The 23,310-nt window shown below is 34.7% G+C and carries 19 protein-coding genes and 1 tRNA gene; 5 read left to right on the forward strand and 15 right to left on the reverse strand.

Annotated elements, in window-relative coordinates; genetic code table 11:
* Positions 1–89: 89 nt before the first annotated feature.
* Positions 90–1,082 carry an ornithine carbamoyltransferase gene (gene argF / locus VZL98_11345; protein ID WVH63270.1) on the reverse strand — a complete coding sequence of 331 codons (993 nt, stop codon included), beginning with the start codon at positions 1,080–1,082 and terminating at the stop codon, positions 90–92.
* A 206-nt stretch (positions 1,083–1,288) separates the two neighbouring features.
* Here argF and VZL98_11350 point away from each other — a divergent pair, with 206 nt between their 5' ends.
* Complete coding sequence (locus VZL98_11350; GenBank protein WVH63271.1) at positions 1,289–2,536, forward strand: AraC family transcriptional regulator; 1,248 nt, start codon at positions 1,289–1,291, stop codon at positions 2,534–2,536.
* Positions 2,537–2,580: 44 nt separating this feature from the next.
* Here the strand turns inward: VZL98_11350 and VZL98_11355 are convergent, their stop codons facing one another.
* Positions 2,581–3,108, reverse strand: coding sequence for an FmdE family protein (locus tag VZL98_11355; GenBank protein ID WVH63272.1), 528 nt, complete (start codon positions 3,106–3,108; stop codon positions 2,581–2,583).
* A gap of 57 nt (positions 3,109–3,165) precedes the next feature.
* Complete coding sequence (locus VZL98_11360) at positions 3,166–3,939, reverse strand: hydroxyethylthiazole kinase (GenBank protein ID WVH63273.1); 774 nt, start codon at positions 3,937–3,939, stop codon at positions 3,166–3,168.
* 148 nt (positions 3,940–4,087) lie between these two features.
* Here VZL98_11360 and VZL98_11365 point away from each other — a divergent pair.
* Positions 4,088–4,176 (forward strand) — tRNA-Ser (locus tag VZL98_11365).
* A gap of 140 nt (positions 4,177–4,316) precedes the next feature.
* Here the strand turns inward: VZL98_11365 and VZL98_11370 are convergent.
* The 7 genes from VZL98_11370 to VZL98_11400 all read right to left on the reverse strand — a co-directional run bounded on the left by VZL98_11370 (position 4,317) and on the right by VZL98_11400 (position 13,308).
* A complete protein-coding gene (locus VZL98_11370) occupies positions 4,317–5,303 on the reverse strand; it encodes a helix-turn-helix transcriptional regulator (GenBank protein WVH63274.1) in 987 nt (328 codons plus the stop codon).
* A 717-nt stretch (positions 5,304–6,020) separates the two neighbouring features.
* Positions 6,021–6,656, reverse strand: coding sequence for a Vat family streptogramin A O-acetyltransferase (locus tag VZL98_11375; GenBank protein ID WVH63275.1), 636 nt, complete (start codon positions 6,654–6,656; stop codon positions 6,021–6,023).
* 90 nt (positions 6,657–6,746) lie between these two features.
* A complete protein-coding gene (locus VZL98_11380; protein WVH63276.1) occupies positions 6,747–7,628 on the reverse strand; it encodes a hypothetical protein in 882 nt (293 codons plus the stop codon).
* Between the two features lie 222 nt (positions 7,629–7,850).
* Entirely contained in the window at positions 7,851–10,928 is a 3,078-nt protein-coding gene (locus tag VZL98_11385; GenBank protein WVH63277.1) for a toll/interleukin-1 receptor domain-containing protein, read from the reverse strand.
* A gap of 3 nt (positions 10,929–10,931) precedes the next feature.
* A complete protein-coding gene (locus tag VZL98_11390; protein WVH63278.1) occupies positions 10,932–12,500 on the reverse strand; it encodes a hypothetical protein in 1,569 nt (522 codons plus the stop codon).
* A complete protein-coding gene (locus VZL98_11395) occupies positions 12,490–12,798 on the reverse strand; it encodes a hypothetical protein (protein ID WVH63279.1) in 309 nt (102 codons plus the stop codon). Before VZL98_11395 ends, VZL98_11390 begins: the two co-directional genes overlap by 11 nt.
* 159 nt (positions 12,799–12,957) lie before the next feature.
* Positions 12,958–13,308 (reverse strand): DUF2200 domain-containing protein, encoded by a 351-nt coding sequence (locus VZL98_11400; GenBank protein ID WVH63280.1) that lies wholly within the window; start codon positions 13,306–13,308, stop codon positions 12,958–12,960.
* Between the two features lie 228 nt (positions 13,309–13,536).
* Here VZL98_11400 and VZL98_11405 point away from each other — a divergent pair, with 228 nt between their 5' ends.
* The gene (locus VZL98_11405) at positions 13,537–14,052 is read left to right on the forward strand and encodes a YdeI/OmpD-associated family protein (protein WVH63281.1); all 516 of its coding nucleotides are present in this window, start codon (positions 13,537–13,539) and stop codon (positions 14,050–14,052) included.
* A 1,041-nt stretch (positions 14,053–15,093) separates the two neighbouring features.
* On the opposite strand, the gene VZL98_11410 is transcribed toward VZL98_11405, so the two are convergent.
* Positions 15,094–17,496: an HAD-IC family P-type ATPase gene (locus tag VZL98_11410; protein WVH63282.1), complete on the reverse strand. Its 2,403-nt coding sequence runs from the start codon at positions 17,494–17,496 to the stop codon at positions 15,094–15,096.
* Positions 17,497–17,850: 354 nt separating this feature from the next.
* On the opposite strand from VZL98_11410, the gene VZL98_11415 reads away from it, so the two are divergent.
* Both VZL98_11415 and VZL98_11420 read left to right on the forward strand, forming a co-directional pair.
* A complete protein-coding gene (locus VZL98_11415; protein ID WVH63283.1) occupies positions 17,851–19,407 on the forward strand; it encodes an AbgT family transporter in 1,557 nt (518 codons plus the stop codon).
* Positions 19,397–20,599 carry a Xaa-Pro peptidase family protein gene (locus VZL98_11420; protein WVH63284.1) on the forward strand — a complete coding sequence of 401 codons (1,203 nt, stop codon included), beginning with the start codon at positions 19,397–19,399 and terminating at the stop codon, positions 20,597–20,599. The genes VZL98_11415 and VZL98_11420 overlap by 11 nt, the downstream gene beginning before the upstream one ends.
* A gap of 223 nt (positions 20,600–20,822) precedes the next feature.
* Here VZL98_11420 and VZL98_11425 read toward each other — a convergent pair whose 3' ends face one another.
* The 4 genes from VZL98_11425 to VZL98_11440 form a co-directional block, all read right to left on the reverse strand.
* On the reverse strand, positions 20,823–21,152 hold the full coding sequence (locus VZL98_11425) for a cupin domain-containing protein (protein ID WVH63285.1): 330 nt from the start codon (positions 21,150–21,152) through the stop codon (positions 20,823–20,825).
* Between the two features lie 13 nt (positions 21,153–21,165).
* Positions 21,166–22,257, reverse strand: coding sequence for a type II CAAX endopeptidase family protein (locus VZL98_11430; protein ID WVH63286.1), 1,092 nt, complete (start codon positions 22,255–22,257; stop codon positions 21,166–21,168).
* A gap of 3 nt (positions 22,258–22,260) precedes the next feature.
* Positions 22,261–22,635 (reverse strand): YccF domain-containing protein, encoded by a 375-nt coding sequence (locus VZL98_11435; GenBank protein WVH63287.1) that lies wholly within the window; start codon positions 22,633–22,635, stop codon positions 22,261–22,263.
* 301 nt (positions 22,636–22,936) lie between these two features.
* The gene (locus tag VZL98_11440; protein WVH63288.1) at positions 22,937–23,275 is read right to left on the reverse strand and encodes a hypothetical protein; all 339 of its coding nucleotides are present in this window, start codon (positions 23,273–23,275) and stop codon (positions 22,937–22,939) included.
* Positions 23,276–23,310: the final 35 nt, after the last annotated feature.

The raw sequence follows: 23,310 nt of genomic DNA on the forward strand, positions 1-23,310 counted from the left end.
GTTTTAACTATCTAATGCTTTAACGTAGTCTCAAATTGTATTTTAGTTGAAAGAAAGCTCATAATATGAGCTTTCTTTCATAATAACTATTAACAAAGAGTTGCGTACATTATAGCCTTAATTGTATGCATTCTGTTTTCGGCCTGATCAAATACTAATGATTGTCTTGATTCAAATACTTCATCAGAAACTTCCATTTCTTCTAGACCGAATTTTTCGTAAATTTCTTTTCCAACTTTAGTTTTTAAGTCGTGGAAAGATGGTAAGCAGTGTAGGAATATAGCTTCTTGATTTGCATTTTCCATTGCTTCTTTGTTGATTTGGTAATCTTTCAATAATGCAATTCTTTGCTCCCAGATTTCTGCCGGTTCACCCATTGATACCCAGATATCGGTATAAAGAACGTCTGCATCCTTTGTTCCTTCTTTTGGATCAGAAGTTAAGGTTACTGTACAATGATTTTCAGCAGCGATTTCTTTAGCCATGCTTACAAGATTCTCTTCCGGGAACAGCTCCTCAGGAGCACAAGCTACAAAGTTAACACCCATCTTAGCACAAACAATCATTAAAGAATTTGCTACATTGTTACGAGCATCGCCCATGTAAACGAATTTTAATCCTTTTAGGTATCCGAAATGCTCTTCAATAGTAAGCATATCTGCTAACATTTGAGTTGGATGCCATTCGTCAGTAAGTCCGTTCCATACAGGTACTCCGGCATATTTCCCTAACTCTTCAACTGTCTCTTGAGAGAAACCTCTGTACTCTATACCGTCATACATTCTTCCAAGTACTCTTGCTGTATCAGGTATTGACTCTTTATGTCCCATTTGAGATCCAGCAGGATCAAGGTAAGTAACTCCCATTCCAAGATCGTTTCCTGCAACTTCAAATGAGCATCTTGTTCTAGTTGAAGTTTTTTCGAAAAGTAATACGATGTTCTTTCCTTCCAAGTACTTGTGTGGAACTCCCGCTCTTTTCATTGATTTGAAATCCTTAGATAACTCTAGTAAGTAGCGGATGTCTTCTGAAGTGAAGTCAATTAGTTTTAAAAAGTTTTTACCTCTTAGGTTTTTTCCCATTTTGCATTTCTCCTTTAATAATAGTTTATCTGATATCGTTTCCTTTATTATCATAGCATATCTTATATAAAATGATAGGACAAATTTAAGCTCAATTTTTGTTTATAGTTTAATTTAGATTTTTTCTCTACTTTACTATACCTTCATTATATAATATACTTTAATTTGAGGAGAAATATGTAATATTATTAAGGAAAGGAGACAATATGGCTGAGAAAAAGATAAAAATTCAGGACTATTACGAAGCAGCACTTGATGATTCTTCTATTTTAACTTTTGACATCCAGACTGATTTGAATCCCACAAATCGACTATTACACAAACAAAGCCGTTTCTTATACGTCGTAAGCGGATATGCTAAGATTAAAATTCAAAATGAAGTACATGAGATGAAGCCCGGTGTTGTAATCGCGATACTGCCCTGGCAAATTTCTCAGATTATAGAAGTTGTTGAAGAAGTTACCTACTATCTATTAATATATAATTTCAACCTACTTAATCATATTGTCAAAAGAGACTTAAATATTACCGATACCGATGTGAACTTTATTGATAAGCTATACCAAAACAATTCAGTACTAAGCAAAGAGGCTAATTCTCAAAAAATTAAATCCATTTTTGACGATATAAAAGATGAAATCGGTATCTGTTCAATGGACATGTTAAGTAAAAACAATTCCTATTCCACACTTTATTTGCAGTCCAAACTGGTTGAACTACTGGTCATGTACCTAAGGCTTATTGACAGTGCTCAACCCGTTTATAACAAAGAACTCAACGAACAAGACATTTTTAAATACATGTATCTAAATTCTACAAAAAATCTAAGTTTGGAGACTCTTTCAAAAGTGTTTCTAATGAGTGAAAGCTCCATCTCTAAGTATATAAACCAGATGACCGGACTTGGATTTTACGACTTATTGCATGAAATGAGGCTGTCTAAGGCACAGTTTTTATTGCTTCATACAAACCTCACTCTAAAGGACATTGCAAGCGCCGTAAAATACGCGGATCCATCTCAATTGAGCAAGGTGTTTTCTGAAAAAAAGGGCATTAGCATCCGAAGATTCAAAAAGGCAAATGATTGTATTGACTCTTTAGTGAATGTAAGATTAGACCACAGATCAACTAAAATAATAGAGTATATCTACGATAATTATTCTGAAGATATAGACATCGTAGACATTTCTAATGAGTTTAAAATCTCTCCAAAGAGTATAAATAAAATTCTGGTATACTATATGGAACAGAATTTTAGAAACTTCCTAACACAAGTAAGAATCTACAAATCATGTAGCCTGCTTTTGGAAACCGATTACTCTATTACCGAAATAGCTTCAATAGTAGGATTCAATTCCACCAAAACTTTTAACAGACATTTTATGAAGCACATACTCGTGACTCCGTCAGAGTTTAGAAAAACAACACTGGAACAAAATGATAATGATGAGTAATAATAAAAGACCGGCATCTTGCCGGTCTTTTTGTTTTTGTATTTCTAAATAATTTTTCTGTCGTAATCAGTAAAACAGTCGAGACAAAGTTTTTTTCCTTCCTGCAAGCGAATCTTATGCTCAGCAGTCGTCTCACCACAGTTTTCACAGGTTTCATTTTTGAAAATCTTTGCTTTTTCAGGCAGTTTGTAAAAAGTCTCCGTTACTTTAAAAACATCATCAAAGGGTTCATTTAAAATAAAATTCTGTCTCTGAGGCCTGTCCATATCTTCCGGCATCGACTTTAACATAAGCCTGATACTCTTTCCTGATTTTTTCTCATAAAAACTAAAAGCCATCTTGCCAACAGGGCGATAGATTAAATTTCCTTTACCCAATGTGCAGCCTGTAAGTACTTGAACGGCATCTACTCCGCATGCATCATTTTCGGTAATACAATAGAGTTCTTCATCAATATCTCTTTTAATATCTAGTATTCTCATAGCTTCTATTGCAGCTCTAAAACCTATTGCCAATCCTGGACACTCGTGACCATGAAACTCGACACAGTCTTCCCATAATTTTTGATTCATTTTTCACCTCAAATTAATTATTCTTTACAGGAATATAATAATATTCTTTTAAAGCTTCTACTTGTCTCTGTATTCGTCCAATAATCCGATAATTGAATCTATCTTAGCTAAACTGTTTATCAGGATTTCATCGAAAGCCCCAATTCCCAGATCCATTGCAGATAGTTTTTCCTCAGTCTTTTCTCTAGCTGCTCTCATCAAAAGAGTCGCCCATTTAGCAGCTTTATAGGCATCAAGTCCAGTACCTACAACCGCTGCAGCTACCGCAGCATAAACACATTTATAGCCAAATACCGTGGTTAGTAGTCCCGTTCTGTTTTTACAAGTATAGGACTCCTTGCCATTGGTGACATAATCATCTATATCCATAATAATCACAGTACATTTTTTGCGCTCAGCAATAATATCTGCCATTTGCTCAACCGTTATCTTGCCCTCTTCTACAGCTCTATTACTAACTAAACTATACACTTCTTTTATTTCGCAAATATCTCCAATGATAATATCGACATGTAATTCATTTAGGAAAGTCTGAATTGTATTTTTTCTAAGTGTTGAAGTCTCTATAGCTTGGGGCTGGAGTATTATCGGTCTTCTAAGCTGATTTGCATATAAGCCGGCTTTTAGCATCGACCTTATCGTCCTAAAGTTTAAGGTCCCGATATTAATGAGTAGAGAATCACAATACTCGGTAATGTCTTTCACCTCATCGGGATCATCACCGACATAACCTCTTGCTCCGATTGCATAAAGTGCATTTATTATCTCTCTGGCGGAGACATAATTGGTTATACAATGTACTTTAGATTCCGTTAAAATGTTTTTTATCATTATACCCTCCGAATTAATAGCTTAATTACATAACTTCTTTTATTATATAATAAAGAGCACTTGCTTACAATGTAGTTTAAAATTATATAGCTGTATTTCATCATCTTACTTGTAAAATGAACTATGCTTATATATAATAATCTTAAATGGAGACGTATCGAAGTGGTCATAACGAGGCGCACTCGAAATGCGTTTGCCTTCACGGGCACGGGGGTTCGAATCCCTCCGTCTCCGCCAAAAAACTCCGGGTAAACAACTCGGAGTTTTTCTTTGACAGTATAGTTTTGTGAATGCCGATAATTTCCGGCAATGATAATATTATATTAGTAAATAAATTAATATTTTGATTTGCCCAGGATGATTAAAACTATAAAACATTATTTGTCTGCTTTGGCTAACATTGTAAATAACGCGATTACTCCGGGATATAATACTCCGGATACCACCAATATAATCCAGCTGTATTGCCAGTTATTTGTAATAAACGAATATCCTAAGAAAATTGCCACAACTATTGCCCAATAGGCCGTAGACATTGATGAAGTTCCTATCTGTTTTTCTTTTTCCTCCCTTGAATAATCACCTTCTTGTGAGATTTTCTCATAACTGGACCATATTACTCCATCTTTTACCATTATAAATACCCCTATGGCCACCATAACCAAACTAATCGGTAAAATCATTAAGAGTCTGGCATCATTTTCACTATCCAGCAGTGCTCCAACAATTAATGGTGTTGAAGTCAGAATACAAAGTACTGTCCCGATAACTATTGCTCTTGTATGATTAGGTTTCCGCTCTTCTTTCTTCTGTCTGATCATTTCAGCAACACCATACTCAGCCCGAAAAATTTCATTGTCTAGATAATCAAATTCTGAAGTTTTTTGCCTTGTCATTATAAATATGACTACTGCAACAGCTACTACTACGATGATTGCCACTACACCAATAGCTATAGTAAGGTTTTCTGAAATTTCATATCTCCCAAGTTCATGAAGAGCCAGTAAAATGAATAGTACCACGGGAGATACAATACATAAAAATACTCCCAGAGCTATATTTTTAGATGTTTGTTCTTTTACTTCTAAAAATTTTCTAGCTTCATTCATAGTTACTACTCTTTGATTTACATTTTCTTCAAATGCATCACCAGGTCCATCTCCTTCCGGACCATCTTTTAATAGATAATCTAAACTCACTTCAAATATATCTGATAGACGAATCAGCTTTTCTATTTCGGGAATTGATTGTCCACTTTCCCATTTTGAAACTGATTGTCTGCTTACTTCCATTTTATCTGCAAGTTCTTCTTGTGACCATCCAAATTTTTTTCTGAGATAAGATAATTTATCAGCAAAATTCATATTGGTACCTCCTAATTAAATATTTTCTAAATATAATATACAAAATTTGGCAGTTGCAATCCACCAACTTCAACATTCTTTTTGTCAACCGGTAGTTGCTTTTTATAATTTACGGGTAAATAATGATTATTTTTGTTTCACCTTTCTTGATCTCTTTATAGAATGGGTCAAATCGGATTTATAAAATAAATTTATAATCTTCTATTTCACTTATAAATATCTCTATAAAAAATCTATGCCTCTCTTAATTTTTACCCTTAATCAAACTAAATCCTTCTCTCAAATGTTTTTAAAAACTGTGCGGTTAAGTCGTTAGAAGTTTGATTTTAATCTAGGTATCAAGTCAGATATTTGATATGTATCTGTAGATTTCCACTTACAATTATGGAATTTAAAAACGGCAATGCTCAGATTTTCAAATCTAAGCACTGCCTTTCCATTATGCTGCTATTAGATTTCCTTGCCTCTTTCCTAATATACTTACTGGTTTAGATAAAAGTTAATTCGATTTAATACCGATTTGTACCTTCTCTTCTTGAGTTAGTTCTCTTCCGTCACTGATTTTTTCAATCTATTTTTTTGTTTCTTCCTCGCCTAGAATTTTGTATATGACTGTTGGGTAATTTTATTTTTAGTATTATCTTGCTTAATCTAAGCTATCTGATGATATTGGTCTAGAGTAATAGTATTTTCATCCGTGATTATATGTCTTGTGTTTTATTTAATACTTTTTATAAGATTTAAATCGCAACTACAAAGCACTTCAAGATTTTCAAAAATCTTCTCTCTTGGCCAATCCCACCACTTAATACTTAATAAGTGCTGAATTAGATCATCATTAAATCTCTTCTTTATTATTTTAGTAGGATTTCCACCTGCAATATGGTATGGTGGAACATCTTTGGTTACAACTGAATTTGCCGCGATTATAGCTCCATCTCCAATATGGATACCGGGCATTATGGTAACATTCTGTCCAATCCAAACATCATTACCAATTACAGTGTCCCCTTTATAAGGTAACTCGGTTAGAGATGGAGTAACTTTTTCCCATCCATTCCCCATGATGTTAAATGGATATGTTGTAACGCTGCACATTCTATGATTTGCGCCATTCATTATAATATTAATTCCTCTTGCAATAGCACAAAACTTACCAATGATTAGTTTGTCTCCTAAAAATTCATAGTGATGCGTCACTCGGGATTCGAAATTCTCAGCTCCTTCCTCATCATCATAATAAGTATAGTCCCCTACTATTATATTCGGTCTTGTTATTACATTTTTGATGAAACATATACTTTTTATTTCTTTATTAGGATGTATGGAATCTGGGTTTGGTCCATATATCATAAACATCACTCACTTTCTGAATACAACTATTTAATATATCGTCATTTTTTAATCTTATTTAAATTTATATTCAAGATAGAACTTTCTATGCTAAAAAACAATTTGCCCAATTTTCCCACATTCTTCAGCAAACCATACAGCTCCATCCGGTCCGATAACTAAACCATGAGGTTCTGCATTTAAAGTAGGAATTTTGTACTCTTCTATTTTTCCATCAATTTGTAATCTACCAATTTTATTGCTACCCCATTCTGTAAACCATATCTCTCCTTTTTTATCTGATACTACAGCATGTGGTTTAGCATTTTGAGTTGGTAATGGATATTCAGTAATGATACCTTCTTTCGTCATTCTGCATATTTTATTTCCTATTATTTGAGCAAACCATATATCCTCATCTGTGCCTGCACAAATTCCAACCGGACCTGAAGCAACAGTGGGTATTTCATAAGTGCTTATTTCTCCGTCAACTGTGATTTTCCCAATTCTATTACCTTGATTTTCTGTAAACCAAAGTGCTCCATCAGGACCCGATACAATCATAGCCGGGTAAGATCCTTCATTAGGTAAGTTATATTCAGTAATTCTCCCCGCCTTGTCTAACCTTCCGATTTTATTAGCATTTATTTCAGTAAACCATATCACATCATCATTTATAGCTATACCATAAGGTCCCGCATTCAAAGTCGGTATATCATATTCAGTAATATCACCATCTATTGTTATTTTTGCTATCTTATTAGCTTTATTCTCCGTAAACCATAAATCCTCATTTTGTCCACTTGTAATGATTAATGGTCTTGCTTCTATTGTTGGTATATTATATTCTGTAATATCACCAGTTAAATTAATCCTTCCAATTTTATTCCCCTTGTTTGCTGTAAACCAAATAGCTCCATCCAATCCTGTTGTTATTCCATACGGTCCGGTTAAACTATCCGGAAGTTCGTACTCATTAATTTTAATACTCATCAACTTTCTCCTTTAAAATTTAAGCTTTATAAATTGTTTATTTTTTATATGGTCTATTATTCTTGGCGAGCTACACAAATTTACAAAGCTAGTAATTAATGAGCCTATTGTGTGGCTTATATAATTTACAATTAATTATTACATGTATTATTTTAAACCATTATGCTGCTATTAGATTTCCTTGCCTCTTTCTTAATATATACTTGCTGGTTTAGAAAAGATTTAATCCGATTTAATACCGATTTGAACCTTCTCTTCTTGAGTTAGTTCTCTTCCGTCACTGATTTTTTCAATCTCTTTTTTAGTTTCTTCCTCGCCCAAAATTTCGTATATGGCCGTTGCTTGATAACTCTTATTTTTAGTATAGTCTTCCTTATCGTAAGCAATGTGATAATATTGGTCCAGGGCAATGGTGTTTCCATCCGGACTTAAATATCCGTTAATTCTATAATCTGTCAATGAAGATTTAAAACTCATCATTAGATTTCCGGTTTTGAAATCCACCAGATAAATAACTCTATCGAATTCATTGTTTCTAATCATTAGAAGTCTTTCAGTTTTATTATTATAAATATTTCTGTCTCCGAAAGTTATAGGCGTTTCCGAACAATACGGATCTAATTCGAATTCATCCAGTTTTCCTGCCTTCCATCTAAATCCTGTGTTATTATAGATTCCATTTGCTACACGATTTGAATCCTCTCCATTTAGATACAGTATTTCCCCCGGAATTTTGTCAATTATTTCACCGCTCTCCAAATCATAGATTTCACTGATTCCCGAAAATCTATTGATTGCAATGGACTTTCCGTCTTCACTTAGTAATACTCTATAGGTATTAGATAATATATTCTTATGCTCAAGTATAATCTCTCCTGTTTTATTGTCAAATACTCTTAGACCATTTATATCATCTATAAGAATTAAGCTCTTAGAATCCTTAGTAAGTGTTAATCCGACATTAAAATCTTGTACTTCCAAGTTATTTTTGGTTCCATCCACAGTATCGTATATTTCAACGAATCTCTTACTTTCCTTTCTTTCATCATTTATTTCGGTTATCAATCTGGCAGTATATCTTCCATCATTGGTGATATTGTAACTTCTGACTTCAGGGATGTATCTCGTAATAGTAGCTGGGTCTAAATCTATCTTTTTTAGTTCACTTCCCTTGCCGTTCCAAATTGAAAAACTTTCTCCATCAAAATATAGTACTTTAGTTGAGTCGTTTGATACGGCAATAAGTTGAGCAGGTATAGGTTCTTCAATTAATTTAGGATTGATGTCGATAATCTTGATAATTTGATTATCATGTGCACTGGTTATGAGTTTGCTTCCGTCCTTTGTGAACTTCAGCTCCATTGGGACTCCTCTCCCATAGTCCAGATTTTTTTCAACAATCGCACCGTCTTTCCATATTCCTATTTTCCCATTTTCTCCTACGACAACTACTGTATTTGTGTCTTCGTGAAAAGCAAAACTGACTATTTTTATTCCTTCAAAGTATATCTCATCCAGTATTGCTCCCGTTTCACCGCTCAGTATGTCTATTCTATTGGCAGTTTTAACTACTATTTTGTCTCCGTTTTTAGTCTCTATCGGTGCTGCGTTTATATCTATATTTTTGTGTTCATTAAAAATAAGTTTGCCGTCGTCCATATTGTATTTCAACATTTCACCCGAAGCTACCGCTAATATACTTTTTCCATCCAGAGAATATTTCGCCCAGTTAATATCTTTGAGAAGTTTTAATTCTTCCACTTCTTCCAGGTTTGATTCAAACTCAGGGGCATCATACTTACGTAGTAGTGCAGTCGTTTTGATATCATATATGCCCAGTTTAACATCGGATTCATTGCCATTCACCATTAAAATTTCTTTCCCGTCTTCGCTAAATTCAGCATATTTAATTGTGCTTTCAGCTAGATAAGAATCCTCAGTTTCCCATGTTTCAGTATTGTATACGCTAAATTCCATTCCTGCTGAAGTCAGGTTTGCTGTGAATAGTTTTTTAGAATCCTTAGAGAATCGAGTTAGCATCGGAATTCCGCTTTTAGTGATTCTACTTATCTCTACCCACTCTTCCGGGTCATAGACGATTATACTATCCCCAAAGGAAGATGATGCCAGCATTTTATTATCGCTGGAGAAATCTACTATTTTGACTTGTTCATTATGTCCTTCAAGCAGTTTAACCAGCTCACCATTGTTGGGATTGTAAATAGCTGTAGAATTATTTCCATATCCAAAAGCCAAAGCATTTGCATCAGTACTGAGTGAAAAGTAGGTCATTTTGTTTTTAGTGGGAATCGTAGTTAGCATTGAAGCTCCATTATGATAGATGGCATCATTGAATATACCCTGAGCTTCGGAGTTTAGCGCTTGGTACCTTTCCATTCCAATATCGATAGGTTTCATGGCTTCTTGAGCGACCAGTATTGCTTTTATACTGTCTCCGTCTTTTATCATCTCACGAGAATTCTTTAATAAGATGGAAGCATTCGACTGAACAGCTTCACGTCTAGCCTTCTCTGCATTTTGGTATGCATTTGTCATAAACACTCCGAAAATCAATAGTGCAACCGCAACAATAGAAGACACTGACATAATGAGTTTATTTCTTCTTTCCTTGTCTCTCTGTTTAAGGTCCCCGTAGGAGCAACCTAATATAGTCGCCATCAACCTATATTTCTCAGTTTTAAGGAGTTTTGTAGATTCTTTTTTCAGTATTTCATGTTTTTGAGTATTCTCGGTTTCCAACTTTTCATATCCGATAAAATCAAGAGCTTTTACCTCTTCAGGTCTTAAATCTACAGCTAAGACATCTTGAGTTTCTCCTTTCTCTGATCCTCCTCTTTTAAGTTCTTTTAAAGGTTGAGGAAAAGACTCATGAGGTTCTCCTTCTATTAATACCGGAATAATCCTGTCGTCTCCATGGAGTTTTCTAAAAGTTTCAATTTCCTTTATACACCATTCAGATAATTTAGTTCTCTTTGAACATATCACTATCAAAAACTTACTGTTCTTCAATGCATCCTCAATAGAATCACTTAAATCCTTGGCTGTAAGTTCCTCTCTGTCTCTAAAAACTCTGAAACTAGGCCTTTGTCCCTGGTTGTAAAATTCCTTTGGAACCTTAAAGGTCTCTATCATCTTGTGGATTTCCTGTGCAATGGTGGCGTCCGGTTCTAAATGCCTATAGGATATAAAGGCTTCAAATTTATATTTGTCTTCTTTAAACTCTTTTGCAGCACGCTCCATATTATCCATGTCGTTTACAGTATTTACGTTCTTTTCCATATCTTATTCCTCTTTAAATAGAGCAAATGTCGCCATTAAATCGTATACAGGCTGACAATTCTCGAAGCTTTCATTCATTATTACTTCCCAATCGTCAATAAGGCATGGGTGAGTTTTTTCTGCCTCGTCTCTTTTATTTCCATATCTAAAATTCATAGCATAGTAAGAATTATTCCATCTCTTATGTTCCAGTCTCGACATGTAGTCAAGTATCGGGTTTTCCGTTAGAAACTCACTAAATGCAAGTTTAAAACCTTCCTTATCTTGCCCGTATTTTTCCTCTATCTTTTTAAATTCTTTTAACTTTCCGGTAATTATATCAGAAAGCTCAGCATCTGTTTTACCGGGATAGAGATTTCTAATAATTGCCTCTTTAATGGCGGCATGATCTGCTGAGGCTCTGGACGAATCTTTTTTCGTTTGAGATAATTCATACCAGACGCTTCCCCTCCCAAGCCCCAAGGAATCTGAGATATCATTATAAGAATTATTAAACCTTTTAGCTTTGACATCCAAATTAGATCTTAACATAACCGATTCGTTCATGATTTCTTCTATACTTCCAAATACCCTTAACTCCTCATGTCCACTTGGAAGCAGTGATTCAAGGTCAATCCCCGAGGTATTTCTAAGTGCTTTGGGTTCATGGTAAAAATATCTATCCACAACCGCGAGTGTTTCAAGGTTTAGAATAGTATTTTCATTCATAAAGAAGATTGCTGTAGGTCTATTATCTGTCATTTCGGATAGTTTTCTTGATAACATTTTGGATTTTAAATTAACAGATACTGCTTCTATCTCCAATGCACCCAGAATCTCCTCATTATCAAAAATGTATTTTTCTATAAACTTTTCAGCATCTTCATCCATAATGGTAAATTTAGTTTTTTGGGAAAGCGAAATAGTTGTATTATTTGCAGCAAATTTTAATAATGGTGCAATGAGCTCATTTGCTCCCAAAATTAGAAAATGAACTCTTCCTATTTCTTCATCAATCTTATTAACCGTGTACTCTGTTTCCGTTTTAGATAGTTCTCGAAGCCTTTTAAAATTGAACTTAAGTAATCCCTCCGGGTTGTTTAAATCGCTCAAAAGCTTTCTAGTCGTAAGCTCTAGTAGATTATAAGAGATGATGTCCAATTTCGATAATCCCGGTTCTTTAACTTTCGCACTTGATAAATATTTCTCTATATACTCAGGTATTGAGCCTGATAAGCAGTTTATATAAACATTGGTCTCCACTTCTGGTTTTAGATATTTTACTGTATTTTGAAAATTTGAATAGTTTTCAAGATCAGACTCTGCTCCAAAAATAATATGACTGGCTCGATTTAAGTTTAGATTCCTAAATAACGAACTAATGTCTTTTTTATTCGCTTTTTCTATATCGAATACATAAACTGCGACTTTCTTTTTCTCATACTGTTTTTTCCATTCTTGAGTTATTGGATCTTTCAATATGAGCGAGATATCATATCGATTTATGTCGTTTAATAGATTATTTATCAGCGAATCAATTTGATCCGATTTTTCAAAGATTACCAGATGTCTTTTGCTGAATCTATTCCTCATCCTGTTTCTGAAGTGGAAGCAGGAGATTTGTTATTTTAGTGAGCACTAGAGCAGATGTAAGTAGTGGTGCAAGCCACATGGCAATTTGATATGAGATTGTAGACTCCGCTTGCGCAGGTATCGGCGGTGCAAATAAAAACAGTTTCATAGTTCCATATAGCATTGCTGATACCAAACGCCATGGTTGTGTAATAATGGGACTATAGTATGAATATAGTCCATGCACACCAAGGGCAAGTGCCACCAAAAACATTATATAACTTAGTCTTTTCTTGTAATAATTCCAATTTTCTCTCATAATTCTCTCCATTTTGATTTTTAATCATTTTGCCAAATTTTGAATGACTTAAGTTTATTATCACCTAATCAAGATGAGAAATGATAATCACTTCTATAGTTCAGGCAGTTATACATTTGTATTAATCACTACTACCTTTTACTTTAATTTTTTAAATTCTTATTCCCTTAATATCTTCTCCATACTCTTACCTTTTGCCAATTCATCCACAAGTTTATCCAACCATCGTATTTTTTGCATCAATGGTTCTTCTATTTCTTCAACTCTAACCCCACAAACTACCCCTTTAATCATATCTGCATTGGGATTAAGCTTTGGAGCTTCTTCAAAAAAAGTACGATAGTCAACTTCTCTTTCTAATTGAGCTTTAAGTCCTTCCTCATCGTAACCTGTTAGCCAATATATCACTTGATTCAATTCATCTTTAGTACGACTCTTTTTCTCGACTTTGTTTACCAATAATGGATAGACCTTGGCAAATGCCATTTTATATACCTTTTCATTTTTCATTTTATACAACTCCGATTTCATTATTTTTTCATAAAAAGTTTTGTTTCAGACATTTAGACATATTCCTATTGAATAAAACCATATAGTTATAGATACCCATTTTTTTGTTATTGTTTCATTTAAGCTCATTAAATAGCTATCATAATCTAACGTTTACTGATAATCCGAATTCATTTCGGGTATATTAATAAAGAAAGGTTAATACAAAAGAAAGTAGTAGGTATTAATATGAAATTTAAAACAGATTTAATTGAAATTGCTTCCAAAAAAATCATTCATATTCCCGTTGAGTATAGTCAGTCACTTCCATCTAGAGGATTGGTGATGGCTAAAGTAACAATCGCTGACATCTCTGCCATACTGCCTATCGAGCCTGATGGAAAAGGAAGCCATTGGTTTGAACTGGATGAGAATTTTATAAAAGACTTGGATTTAGAGAGCCTAGAAAATTTAGAAATAGATTTGGAACCCATTAAAGAATGGCCTGAACCTGACATGCCCGAAGATATTTTAACTGGTCTTGAATCTGAAGGATTAATAGAGTTTTGGAATAGCATAACGACAAAGGCAAAATGGGAATGGCTTAGATGGATACGCTCTACAAGCAATCCCGATACTCGCGCAAAACGTATAGAGGTCGCCAGTTCAAAAATGAAAGCTGGAGACAAAAGACCATGCTGTTTCAATGCATCCAGCTGTACAGTTCCCGAAGTTTCGAAATCTGGAGTGCTAAAGGATTATTAGAGTTTGAAATTAATAATGTTCGAATAAAAGCCCATTATCCAAATAAAGGATTGGGCTTTTATAGTATTAGTTTTAATAATTTATATCAAGCTTCTTGCCGAGGAGTTGGATAGTCGTGTGGGATTAGTCGTGAGTTTTAAATATAGCAGTAGAATTCTTCGAATTCCTTTTTTTGTGTCTCTCCCTCAGTCAGCATAGTTGACAGCTCACCGGAGGAGTTGGATAGTCGTGAGAGATTAGAGATAAGTCTGAAATATAGCAGTAAAATTCTTCGAATTCATTTATTTATATCTCTCCCTCAGTCAGCGGGGCTGACAGCTCCCTCGTCAGATGGAGCCGGAAAAGATTTAAGTGTAAATTAGTCTCTAACCCAGTAAGTTGTGAAGTAGATAAGGTTTAGTTTTATTTTTTTGAGAGCCTCCCTCTGACGAGGGAGGTGGGTCGCCTAAGCGACTCGGAGGGAGAGAAAAACCCAAGGCAATCATTACCTTTGTTCTATTTTCATGGCTATCATTCTACGCTTTTTTCATTAAATCTCTTCTATATCTTAATTATGAATACGCAAACATGGAAGTGTGGGGATGGTTGTGAGTTTGGAAGCAGTCCGTGAGAAGTTTAATATATAGCAGTAGAATTCTTCAAATTCCTTTGTAATATGTCTCTCCCTCAGTCAACCAAGTTGACAGCTCCCTCGTCAGATGGAGCCGAAAAGCACCAAGAATACCGTGATTGGCTAGAATTCGACTGCCAAAAGATGGAGCCTAGAAAACATAAAGTGACATCTTCACGTCGCTACATCGTAATTCTAACCTCAAACCTCTAATTTCTCGCATCTAAAACTGTGAGGTAGGTCGCCTAAGCGACTCGGAGGGAGAGAATTACCTAGACTGTAGTTGATTTAGCTACATTACCTCCGTTTGAAAATGTATATGATTTAATTGGTATTAAAAACAAATATGGCATTATTCAACTTCCCATAAAATAGATAATCTCTATCCAAACAGAGTTTATATACATTCTAAAGCCTCGTCAAAGACGAGGCTAAATGTTTTTAATGGGTATTAATTTCTTTATTGTACCGGAGTATTTATTAACCGAGTTTGAAATCATTGAATGCGTTAATTTATACAGCCCAAATATACTGATAACCGTAATTGCCGAGATGATTAATTGTAATTGATTTAGTGGATCTATAAATACAATTTCTCCAAATAATATCATCGTAGCAATAAGGGCAATTGTGCAGGCTACAAACAGAGCTATCTTTGTTTTTGTAAAAGGTCTGCAGTTTAGGAATAGTGCTAGAACCCCTGCTGCTGATAGTACTATGGTGGACATAGTAGATAGTGCTGCACCATTTATTCCGAGTGCGCTTGCTGTGAATTGTAATGCTATCATAACTGCTGCTGTAATTATACCTATCGGAACTGAAGTTCTTACATAATTATCCATAAATGAACCTGTAACTCTATCCTTATTAGGTCTTAGTGCCAAAAAGAATGAAGGTATGCCAATTGTAAGCGCATTAATAAATGTCATTTGTATTGGCATCACCGGATATCCCTTTGCCCAAAACACAAAGAATATAGCCAGTATAGATGAATACGTAGTCTTTACTAAAAAAAGTGAAGCAACTTTCTGTATATTATTTATGATTCTTCTACCTTCATATACAGCATGCACTAATGAAGCGATATTGTTTTTCATAAGTATGATATCCGCTACATTCTTAGATGCATCGCTTCCACTTGCCATCGCTATGCTACAATCAGCTTGTTTCAGTGCAGGTACATCATTGACTCCATCTCCCGTCATCGCTACTATATGTCCCTCAGCTTGTAATGCTTTTATAAGCGCCTTCTTCTGGAATGGACTTACTCTTCCAAATACCGAATTATTCTTAACAATATGAGCAATGTCTTCATCTCTGACATATTTCATATTTATATAGCCGTTTAAGCCTATTATGTCTGCTCTTTTAGCTATCGCATATACAGATTTCGGATTATCGCCTGAGATTATCTTAATCGATACATCTTGTTTTTCAAAATATGCAAAAGTCTCATTTACATCTTCTCTGATTTCATCTGACATTACGATGATTCCTCTTAGTTCAGATACCTCATCTTCGAGAGTATCAGACTCTGCAAGTACCAAAATTCTGTAGCCCTCTTCTAATAGAGTCTCAATTTTATCATTAACAGAACTACTTATCTTACAATTTACAAACTCCGGAGCACCAAGTATCCAAGTCCCATGCTCCTTAAAATCTACTTTTGAATGTTTTCTTTCTGAAGAAAATGGTATGACTTCATTTATTTCCCAATTGGGCTTATCTACAAACTCCCCGGCAATAGCTTTTTGAGTTTCATTAGCAGCGGGTAGTGCAGCTATCAAAGCACTAAGAGCCTTAGTAGTCATTTTATTAGATTTCTTATTATCATTATCTTTATAAAAATTAAATGACTGATTCTCATCCACCAATATTAAATCTTGGAACTTTATCTTACCGGTTGTAATGGTTCCGGTTTTATCAAGGCAAAGTACATCTGTCCTTGCAAGAGTTTCAATGCTTGAAAGTCTTTGAATCAGTGAATTATGCTTACCCATAACTATGACACCGGCTGCCATTGAAACTGATGTAAGCAGTATTAAACCTTCCGGAATCATTCCAATGATAATAGAAACTGTTTTTACAGTGCTAAGGGCAATATCTTTATTTCCGCCATAAAAAAAGTTGCCCGCAAATAGTAAGATACCCGCCGGAACGATTATAAAACTTAGTAATTTCAGCATTATATTAAGGGATTTTTTAAGTTTGGAATTGTCCCTTTTTATCTTCTTTGCTTCACTGGATAATTTTCCGCTAAAAGTCTCTGTCCCCACAGCTGTGGCTACCGCATAGCAGCTACCTGCTATAATTATACTTCCCGACCAGAGCTCATCTCCTACTTCTTTTCTTATGCTGTCTGATTCTCCGGTGAGCATTGATTCATCTACTTCAAGACCCAAGCATTCTATAAGCTTACAATCTACAGGAACCTGATCCCCGGATTTCAGTACAATTACATCATCTAATACAATTTTATCGTAATCTATTACCTCGTTTATGCCTTCCCTTATAACTTCAACTTTCGGCTGTGTTATTATCGTCAACTGATCTACCGTCTTTTTTGCTTGAATCTCTTGTATGATTCCAATTATGGTATTTATGAAAATTACTGTAATAAAAGTTAAATTTACAAGCAAATGTGGTCTATTTATAGAAGCGGCTACGATTAATAATGCCAATACTAGATTTAATAAATTAAAAAATGTAAATAGATTGTCTTTGATTATATTTGAAACGGATTTTGTATTCGTATTGATAATCTTATTAAATTTTCCATCTTTTATTCTGGATGCGACCTGTACTGAATTAAGCCCATAAGTATTGAATTTCATCTCTTACCTCTCACATTTTATAGATAGATAATACCATAAAACAGCCATCTATTACGCTACAAGTTTGTAACAAAAACCGCTAAATATGTAGACTCTCTACACAATTCACGGGGTCGTTTTTAAAGAGTTATTGTAAGAGTATGTATCTAACTTCAATCATGATATTTTAATTCACAGGTATTAAATACCTAAGCTATATCATAAAAACACGATTAAACCTCTATATTATCGCATTTGAATAGTATTATTCATCGTTATTCTTATTATATACAGGGTATATATTTTAAGGGGAGCGGTTCGAAGTCTAATCGTTAAACAATATTGTAACTATCTTTTCAAAGGAGGAATTATTTAATGTCAAATGACAAATCACAACCAAAGAAAAGTAGATCTAATTCGATTCTTAATGGAATTGAAAAAGCCGGGAATGCATTGCCAGATCCCGCATTACTGTTCATCATACTAGCATTAATAACTATGATAGTATCTTATTTTGCAGCTCAAGCAAATATGTCGGTAACCTATGATGGTGTCAATAATAAAACCGGCAATATTGAACCAATTACAGTACATGTTTATAATCTGCTTTCACTTGAAGGTTTTCATTATATGGTAACTTCAGTAATAAGCAACTTCTCAGGTTTCTTCCCTCTTGGTACTGTGTTTACAGTAGTACTTGGAGTCAGCATTTGCGAAGGAACCGGTATGTTATCGGCTCTACTTAGAAGGGCAGTTTCAAAAACTCCTCCTGCTCTTATCTCTGCCATGGTAGTATTTCTTGGTATAATGTCCAATATAGCAAGTTCAACAGGTTATGTTGTGCTTGTCCCCTTAGGAGCTGTCATTTTTATGGCTTCAAGAAGGCATCCGATAGCAGGGCTTGCTGCGGCATATGCCGGGGTATCCGGTGGTTGGACGGCCAATCTACTATTGGGGTCTAATGATCCATTATATGCAGGTATGTCCACCCAAGCAGCTCAGATGCTTAACCCAAATTATATCGTTCAACCAACGGGAAACTGGTTTTTCATGATAGTTTCAACCTTTATGATTACCTTAATCGGTACCCTAATAACAGACAAAGTTATTGAACCAAGATTGCCCGAATATAAATTTACTGAAGAAGAGCACTCTGTAGAAATCACACAAACCGAGAAAAAGGGGATGAAATTTGCAGGAATTGCCGCATTGATTTATATTGTCATAATGGCAGTATTAATAGTACCTAAGTCAGGTCTCCTTCGTAATCCTGAAACCGGAAAAATACTATCCTCACCATTCATGTCGGGTATTGTGTTCTTCATGATGTTATTCTTTATGATTCCAGGTATTGCCTACGGTTTTGGATCCGGTAAAATAAAAAATAGCAAGGATATTACTAAACTGATGTCAAATGGTATTGCAGGGATTTCGAGTTTCCTGGTCTTGATATTCTTTGCCGCTCAATTTACCGCATTTTTCAACAAATCAAATCTCGGAACTATCCTTTCTGTAAATGGAGCAAATCTACTTAAAGATATAGGACTTTTGGGATTGCCTCTACTGGTAATATTTGTCCTGTTAACCTGTGTACTCAATATATTCATACCGGTAGATACGGCAAAATGGGCAATGATGGCACCGATATTCGTCCCTATGTTTATGCAACTCGGTTTGACACCTGAAATGACACAGTTGGCATTTAGAATTGGAGACTCATCAACAAATATCATTACACCGCTTATGCCTTTCTTCGTTATGATTGTTGCGTACTTCCAAAAGTATGATTCAGAATCCGGTATAGGTTCAGTAGTATCAACGATGTTGCCTTACTCTTTTGTATTCTTAATCAGCTGGATAATTCTACTGGTAATATGGTATCTGGTAGGCTTACCACTAGGACCGGGGGCCTTTATTAAATATGTTATCTAATAAACTTAGAAAGAAACGCCTTATCGAATCTATATCTTCCAAAACTTTAGATGCAATACTGGTAACTTCACCCGAAAATGTTTTTTATATAACAGGATTTACTCCACATCAATTGACGGTTTCAAGACAGCCCGGATTTGCATACGCAATTGTGTTTCCGGATGAAAATCATCGAGATTTCTTAATTACTATGGACTATGAAGTCCCCACATTTAAAAACAAATCCGACGAAGTGGAGGTCTTGTCCTATGATACTTGGGTTGGAGTTAAATCATATGATGAATTCGTCAATAAAAAAGACGAACCCAAAATAAATAAATTTAGAACTTCAATGGACATAGTAGAAGACCTTATTAATGAGTACAATTTAAGTAGTTCAGTAGTAGGTCTAGAGATGCAGTCATTACCAGTATCTCATATGCATATCTTGACTGAGCGCTTTCCAAATATTAGATGGATTGATGTCTCTGATGATTTTCTGATTGCTCGTTCAATCAAGATGAACGATGAAATCGAGATTTATAGACGATTGACAGAAGCTTGTGATAAAGCACTCCACGAAATGTCAAAGTATGTGGAAGTCGGCGCAGAGATAATGAATCTGATTAAAATATATAGAACATCTTGTTTGAAAAATGGATTTACTCCCAGTAGTTGGAGTATGCTTGGATCCGGTCCAAATTCCTCCATGCTAAAATTGCCTTCCAATCATGTGATTAAAGATGGAGAATCACTTCGTTTTGATGGCGGTTGTGAGGCAGATTTCAAATTTTATAAAACTGATTTTTCGCGTAGTTGGTTAGTTGGAAGGCCAGATAAAAAGCTTGTTGAGATAAAAAAAATCCTTTTAGATGCACAAAGTCATATGATAGAAAAAATAAAACCGGGACTGCAATTCAATGAACTATTCGAGCTGGGTTTTTCGAAAGTGAAGAAAAAAATACCCAATTATTCAAGAGGACATTTGGGACATAGTATTTCCTTAGGACCTCAAACAGCCGACAAACCATATATTGCCCTTAATGAAACAAGACAAATAGAACCTGGGATGATACTGTGTATAGAAGTGCCTTTCTATATTAGAGATTATAATGGGTTTAATATAGAAGATATGATACTTGTGACGGAAAATGGAGCAGAAGTATTAACTTATCGAACTCCACATATATTACCTATGGAAGAGTTTTTATAAGCGTAATATCAAACAGCTAAATATAATTAAAGAAAAACTAAGGGATTTGAGTTTAAGTTATTTCATCCCTTAGTTTTTAATTTTTCAGTAAAATAGTATACCTTTAATCTAAGTTTTCATTTTTCTTCGGTTTATTATACATAAAGCCCCCGGAATGCCAATCAATTAGGCTACCTGGGGCTTGTTATTAGTTTTTTTCTAATTATGCAGTATTCTTTATTCGCTATTTCAAGGTTATGACAGCAAAGTATATTAAGTCCTCATCACTATCGTTTATTAAGCTGTGACCTGATCCGGTTTTGCAATAATGACACATTCCAGCATGAATTGGGACTCTTTCCCCTTCAATTAGTATCTTGCCACAACCTTCCACTATATAAAGCACTTCAAATCCGGGATTATGCTCGTGCTCACCTATTGATGCTCCGGGTTCGAGTCTTCCCATCAGGATTTTTATATCATCGTCAATATATCCCTTGGTTTCTACAGCTTTTTCTCCACCATATAAATTTTCAAGTTTTTTGATATCCAGTTTAGTAAAGTCAAATAACATGATGTCCTCCTATTTATTCTAAACTATTGTCTTCTTGTGAAAATAGATTCTCTTCCGAATCATCTTCACTTGTTTTTTCATACTCCGGATCATCTCCCGGTATTTGAATAGGTATTGGTTCCAATTTAACTTTTCTAAATGTCGGCGCAAATATGAACGGCAGATAAAGTACGCCGAGTAATACAAATGAAAAAAACACAGTCTGTAAACTTAAAATCTGATCTTTAATCACTGAAGGATCTGCAAATAGGAGTATCAAATTATTGTTTAAATAATGCATCCATACTGGAAGCCAAATATTATTCGTCTTCATATACACATAACCGAAGAAAACACTGTATGTTACGCATACTATTATTTGATTTAGTACAGAGTATCCCCAGGTCTGCGGACTGTAAAACAGTATATTGACCGGCAAATGCCATATGCCCCATAAAAATCCCAGTAGAAAAATCCCCAGATAGTTTCCGTAACGCTTTTGTAGAAGCGGTTGTAAAAATCCTCTCCATCCATATTCTTCACCGAAGAAAGGCAGCATTACGAAAAAGAAATTAATAGGTATAAAGACTGTAAAAATAATTCCACTTTCGTTTGGGATTAGGTTTTCAATACTCTCTAATCCAAGGATTACCGGTAAAAAAATTCTTGAAATATACAGCAGTAAAAATATAAGCAAAAAAATATAGCCTTTATTTTTCTTCATACTGGTTAATGAATAAGCAAACCTGCGATGGCTTTTCTCTACAAAATACAAGATTATGGAAATAAAACTACCTGCTGAGATAAGAATACTGCTCACAACTATGATATCGAACTCTATGAAAAGTCTAATGAGAACCGACAATACAGTTAAAGCCGTAAAGATTACCACACTTAAATAGAATTTCTTGGGAAGATTAGGATCATCCCGCTTAGTAATTAACATGGCTATGATGGCCCCGGCTGCCGGATACATCATTTGAGCATTTACAAAGACCTCCACCGGCAAGTTTTGCTTAGCCGCATAGGCCATTGCAAATCCCATAAGATAGGTAAAACCAAAAGCAATGGCAAAAAATATAATCAACTGTTTCTTTTCTATACCTGTAAATTTTTCTCTTTCCATTATCTATCCCCTGTTCTTATTTACAATTCTTGCGCCAAATGGCATAAATGCTAAACCCGCAAACTTAAAACACTGCATACCGTAAGGAATCCCAATTATAGTAATACAAAGAATCACTCCATTGGCAATTGCAGCTAAAGCCAGGGGTATTCCGCCAAATATAATCCAAAAGAAATTTGCTAAAGCAGATACAGCTCCCATATCGTAAACTATCTCCTTACCAAATGGAAAGAAGGCCACTGAAGCAAGCTTAAAACACTGTTTCCCAATTGGAATTCCAACAATGGTTAAACACCATAGCGCTCCAACAACTAACCATGATATTCCTTGCCAGAATCCCCCAAACACAAACCATATAAAATTACCAATACAACCCATATAAGTCTCCTAAATCACTTAAGCCTTTATAACTCCAATTAGTTTTGGAGGTTTTAACTCACAATATACTTTTTGAAATTATCTAATATGGCTTAGCAGTCATCTCATAGACGAATTATCCAACTTCCTCGAAATCAGACTAGGCTTTCGGACAGTGCTATTAATCTGAAGCATGATGCATATTTACTATCTAATTTGCCTTATTGAATTCATTTCAAGCAATATCTATTAACTCTAGTTTAACACACTTCATGCCCGTCTCTTTCAATTTTATTAATTATTTATAATTGATCGCAAGCTCTTAGTGAGTGCTTTTAATTACTATATGTCTTGTGAGCATACCGGATATTGCAGGAAATAGAGTATATGTGAACCTTAGTAAGGATACACCCCAACTATTAAATACTATCCCCGGTATCAAATATCCCGCTATCGTGATTAGTACGATATATGCAATTATGTTAAAAATATTTCCGTCATAAGCTAAAAAACTGCAAATCATTGTAGTTAATGGAATGATGATATATAAACTTAAAATCGTATAGTTAAGTTTATCGCCCATAGCAAATATCCCCCATAGCGTAATCACTGCAAATATAGCCATGTTTATTACAAAATATTTAATTATACTTTTCTTCATAATAAACCTCCTGACCATATTTGGGGAAAATTTCT

It is taken from the genome of Peptoniphilaceae bacterium AMB_02 (genome assembly GCA_036321625.1).
Classification (GTDB): Bacteria; Bacillota; Clostridia; order Tissierellales; family Peptoniphilaceae; genus Microaceticoccus; species Microaceticoccus formicicus.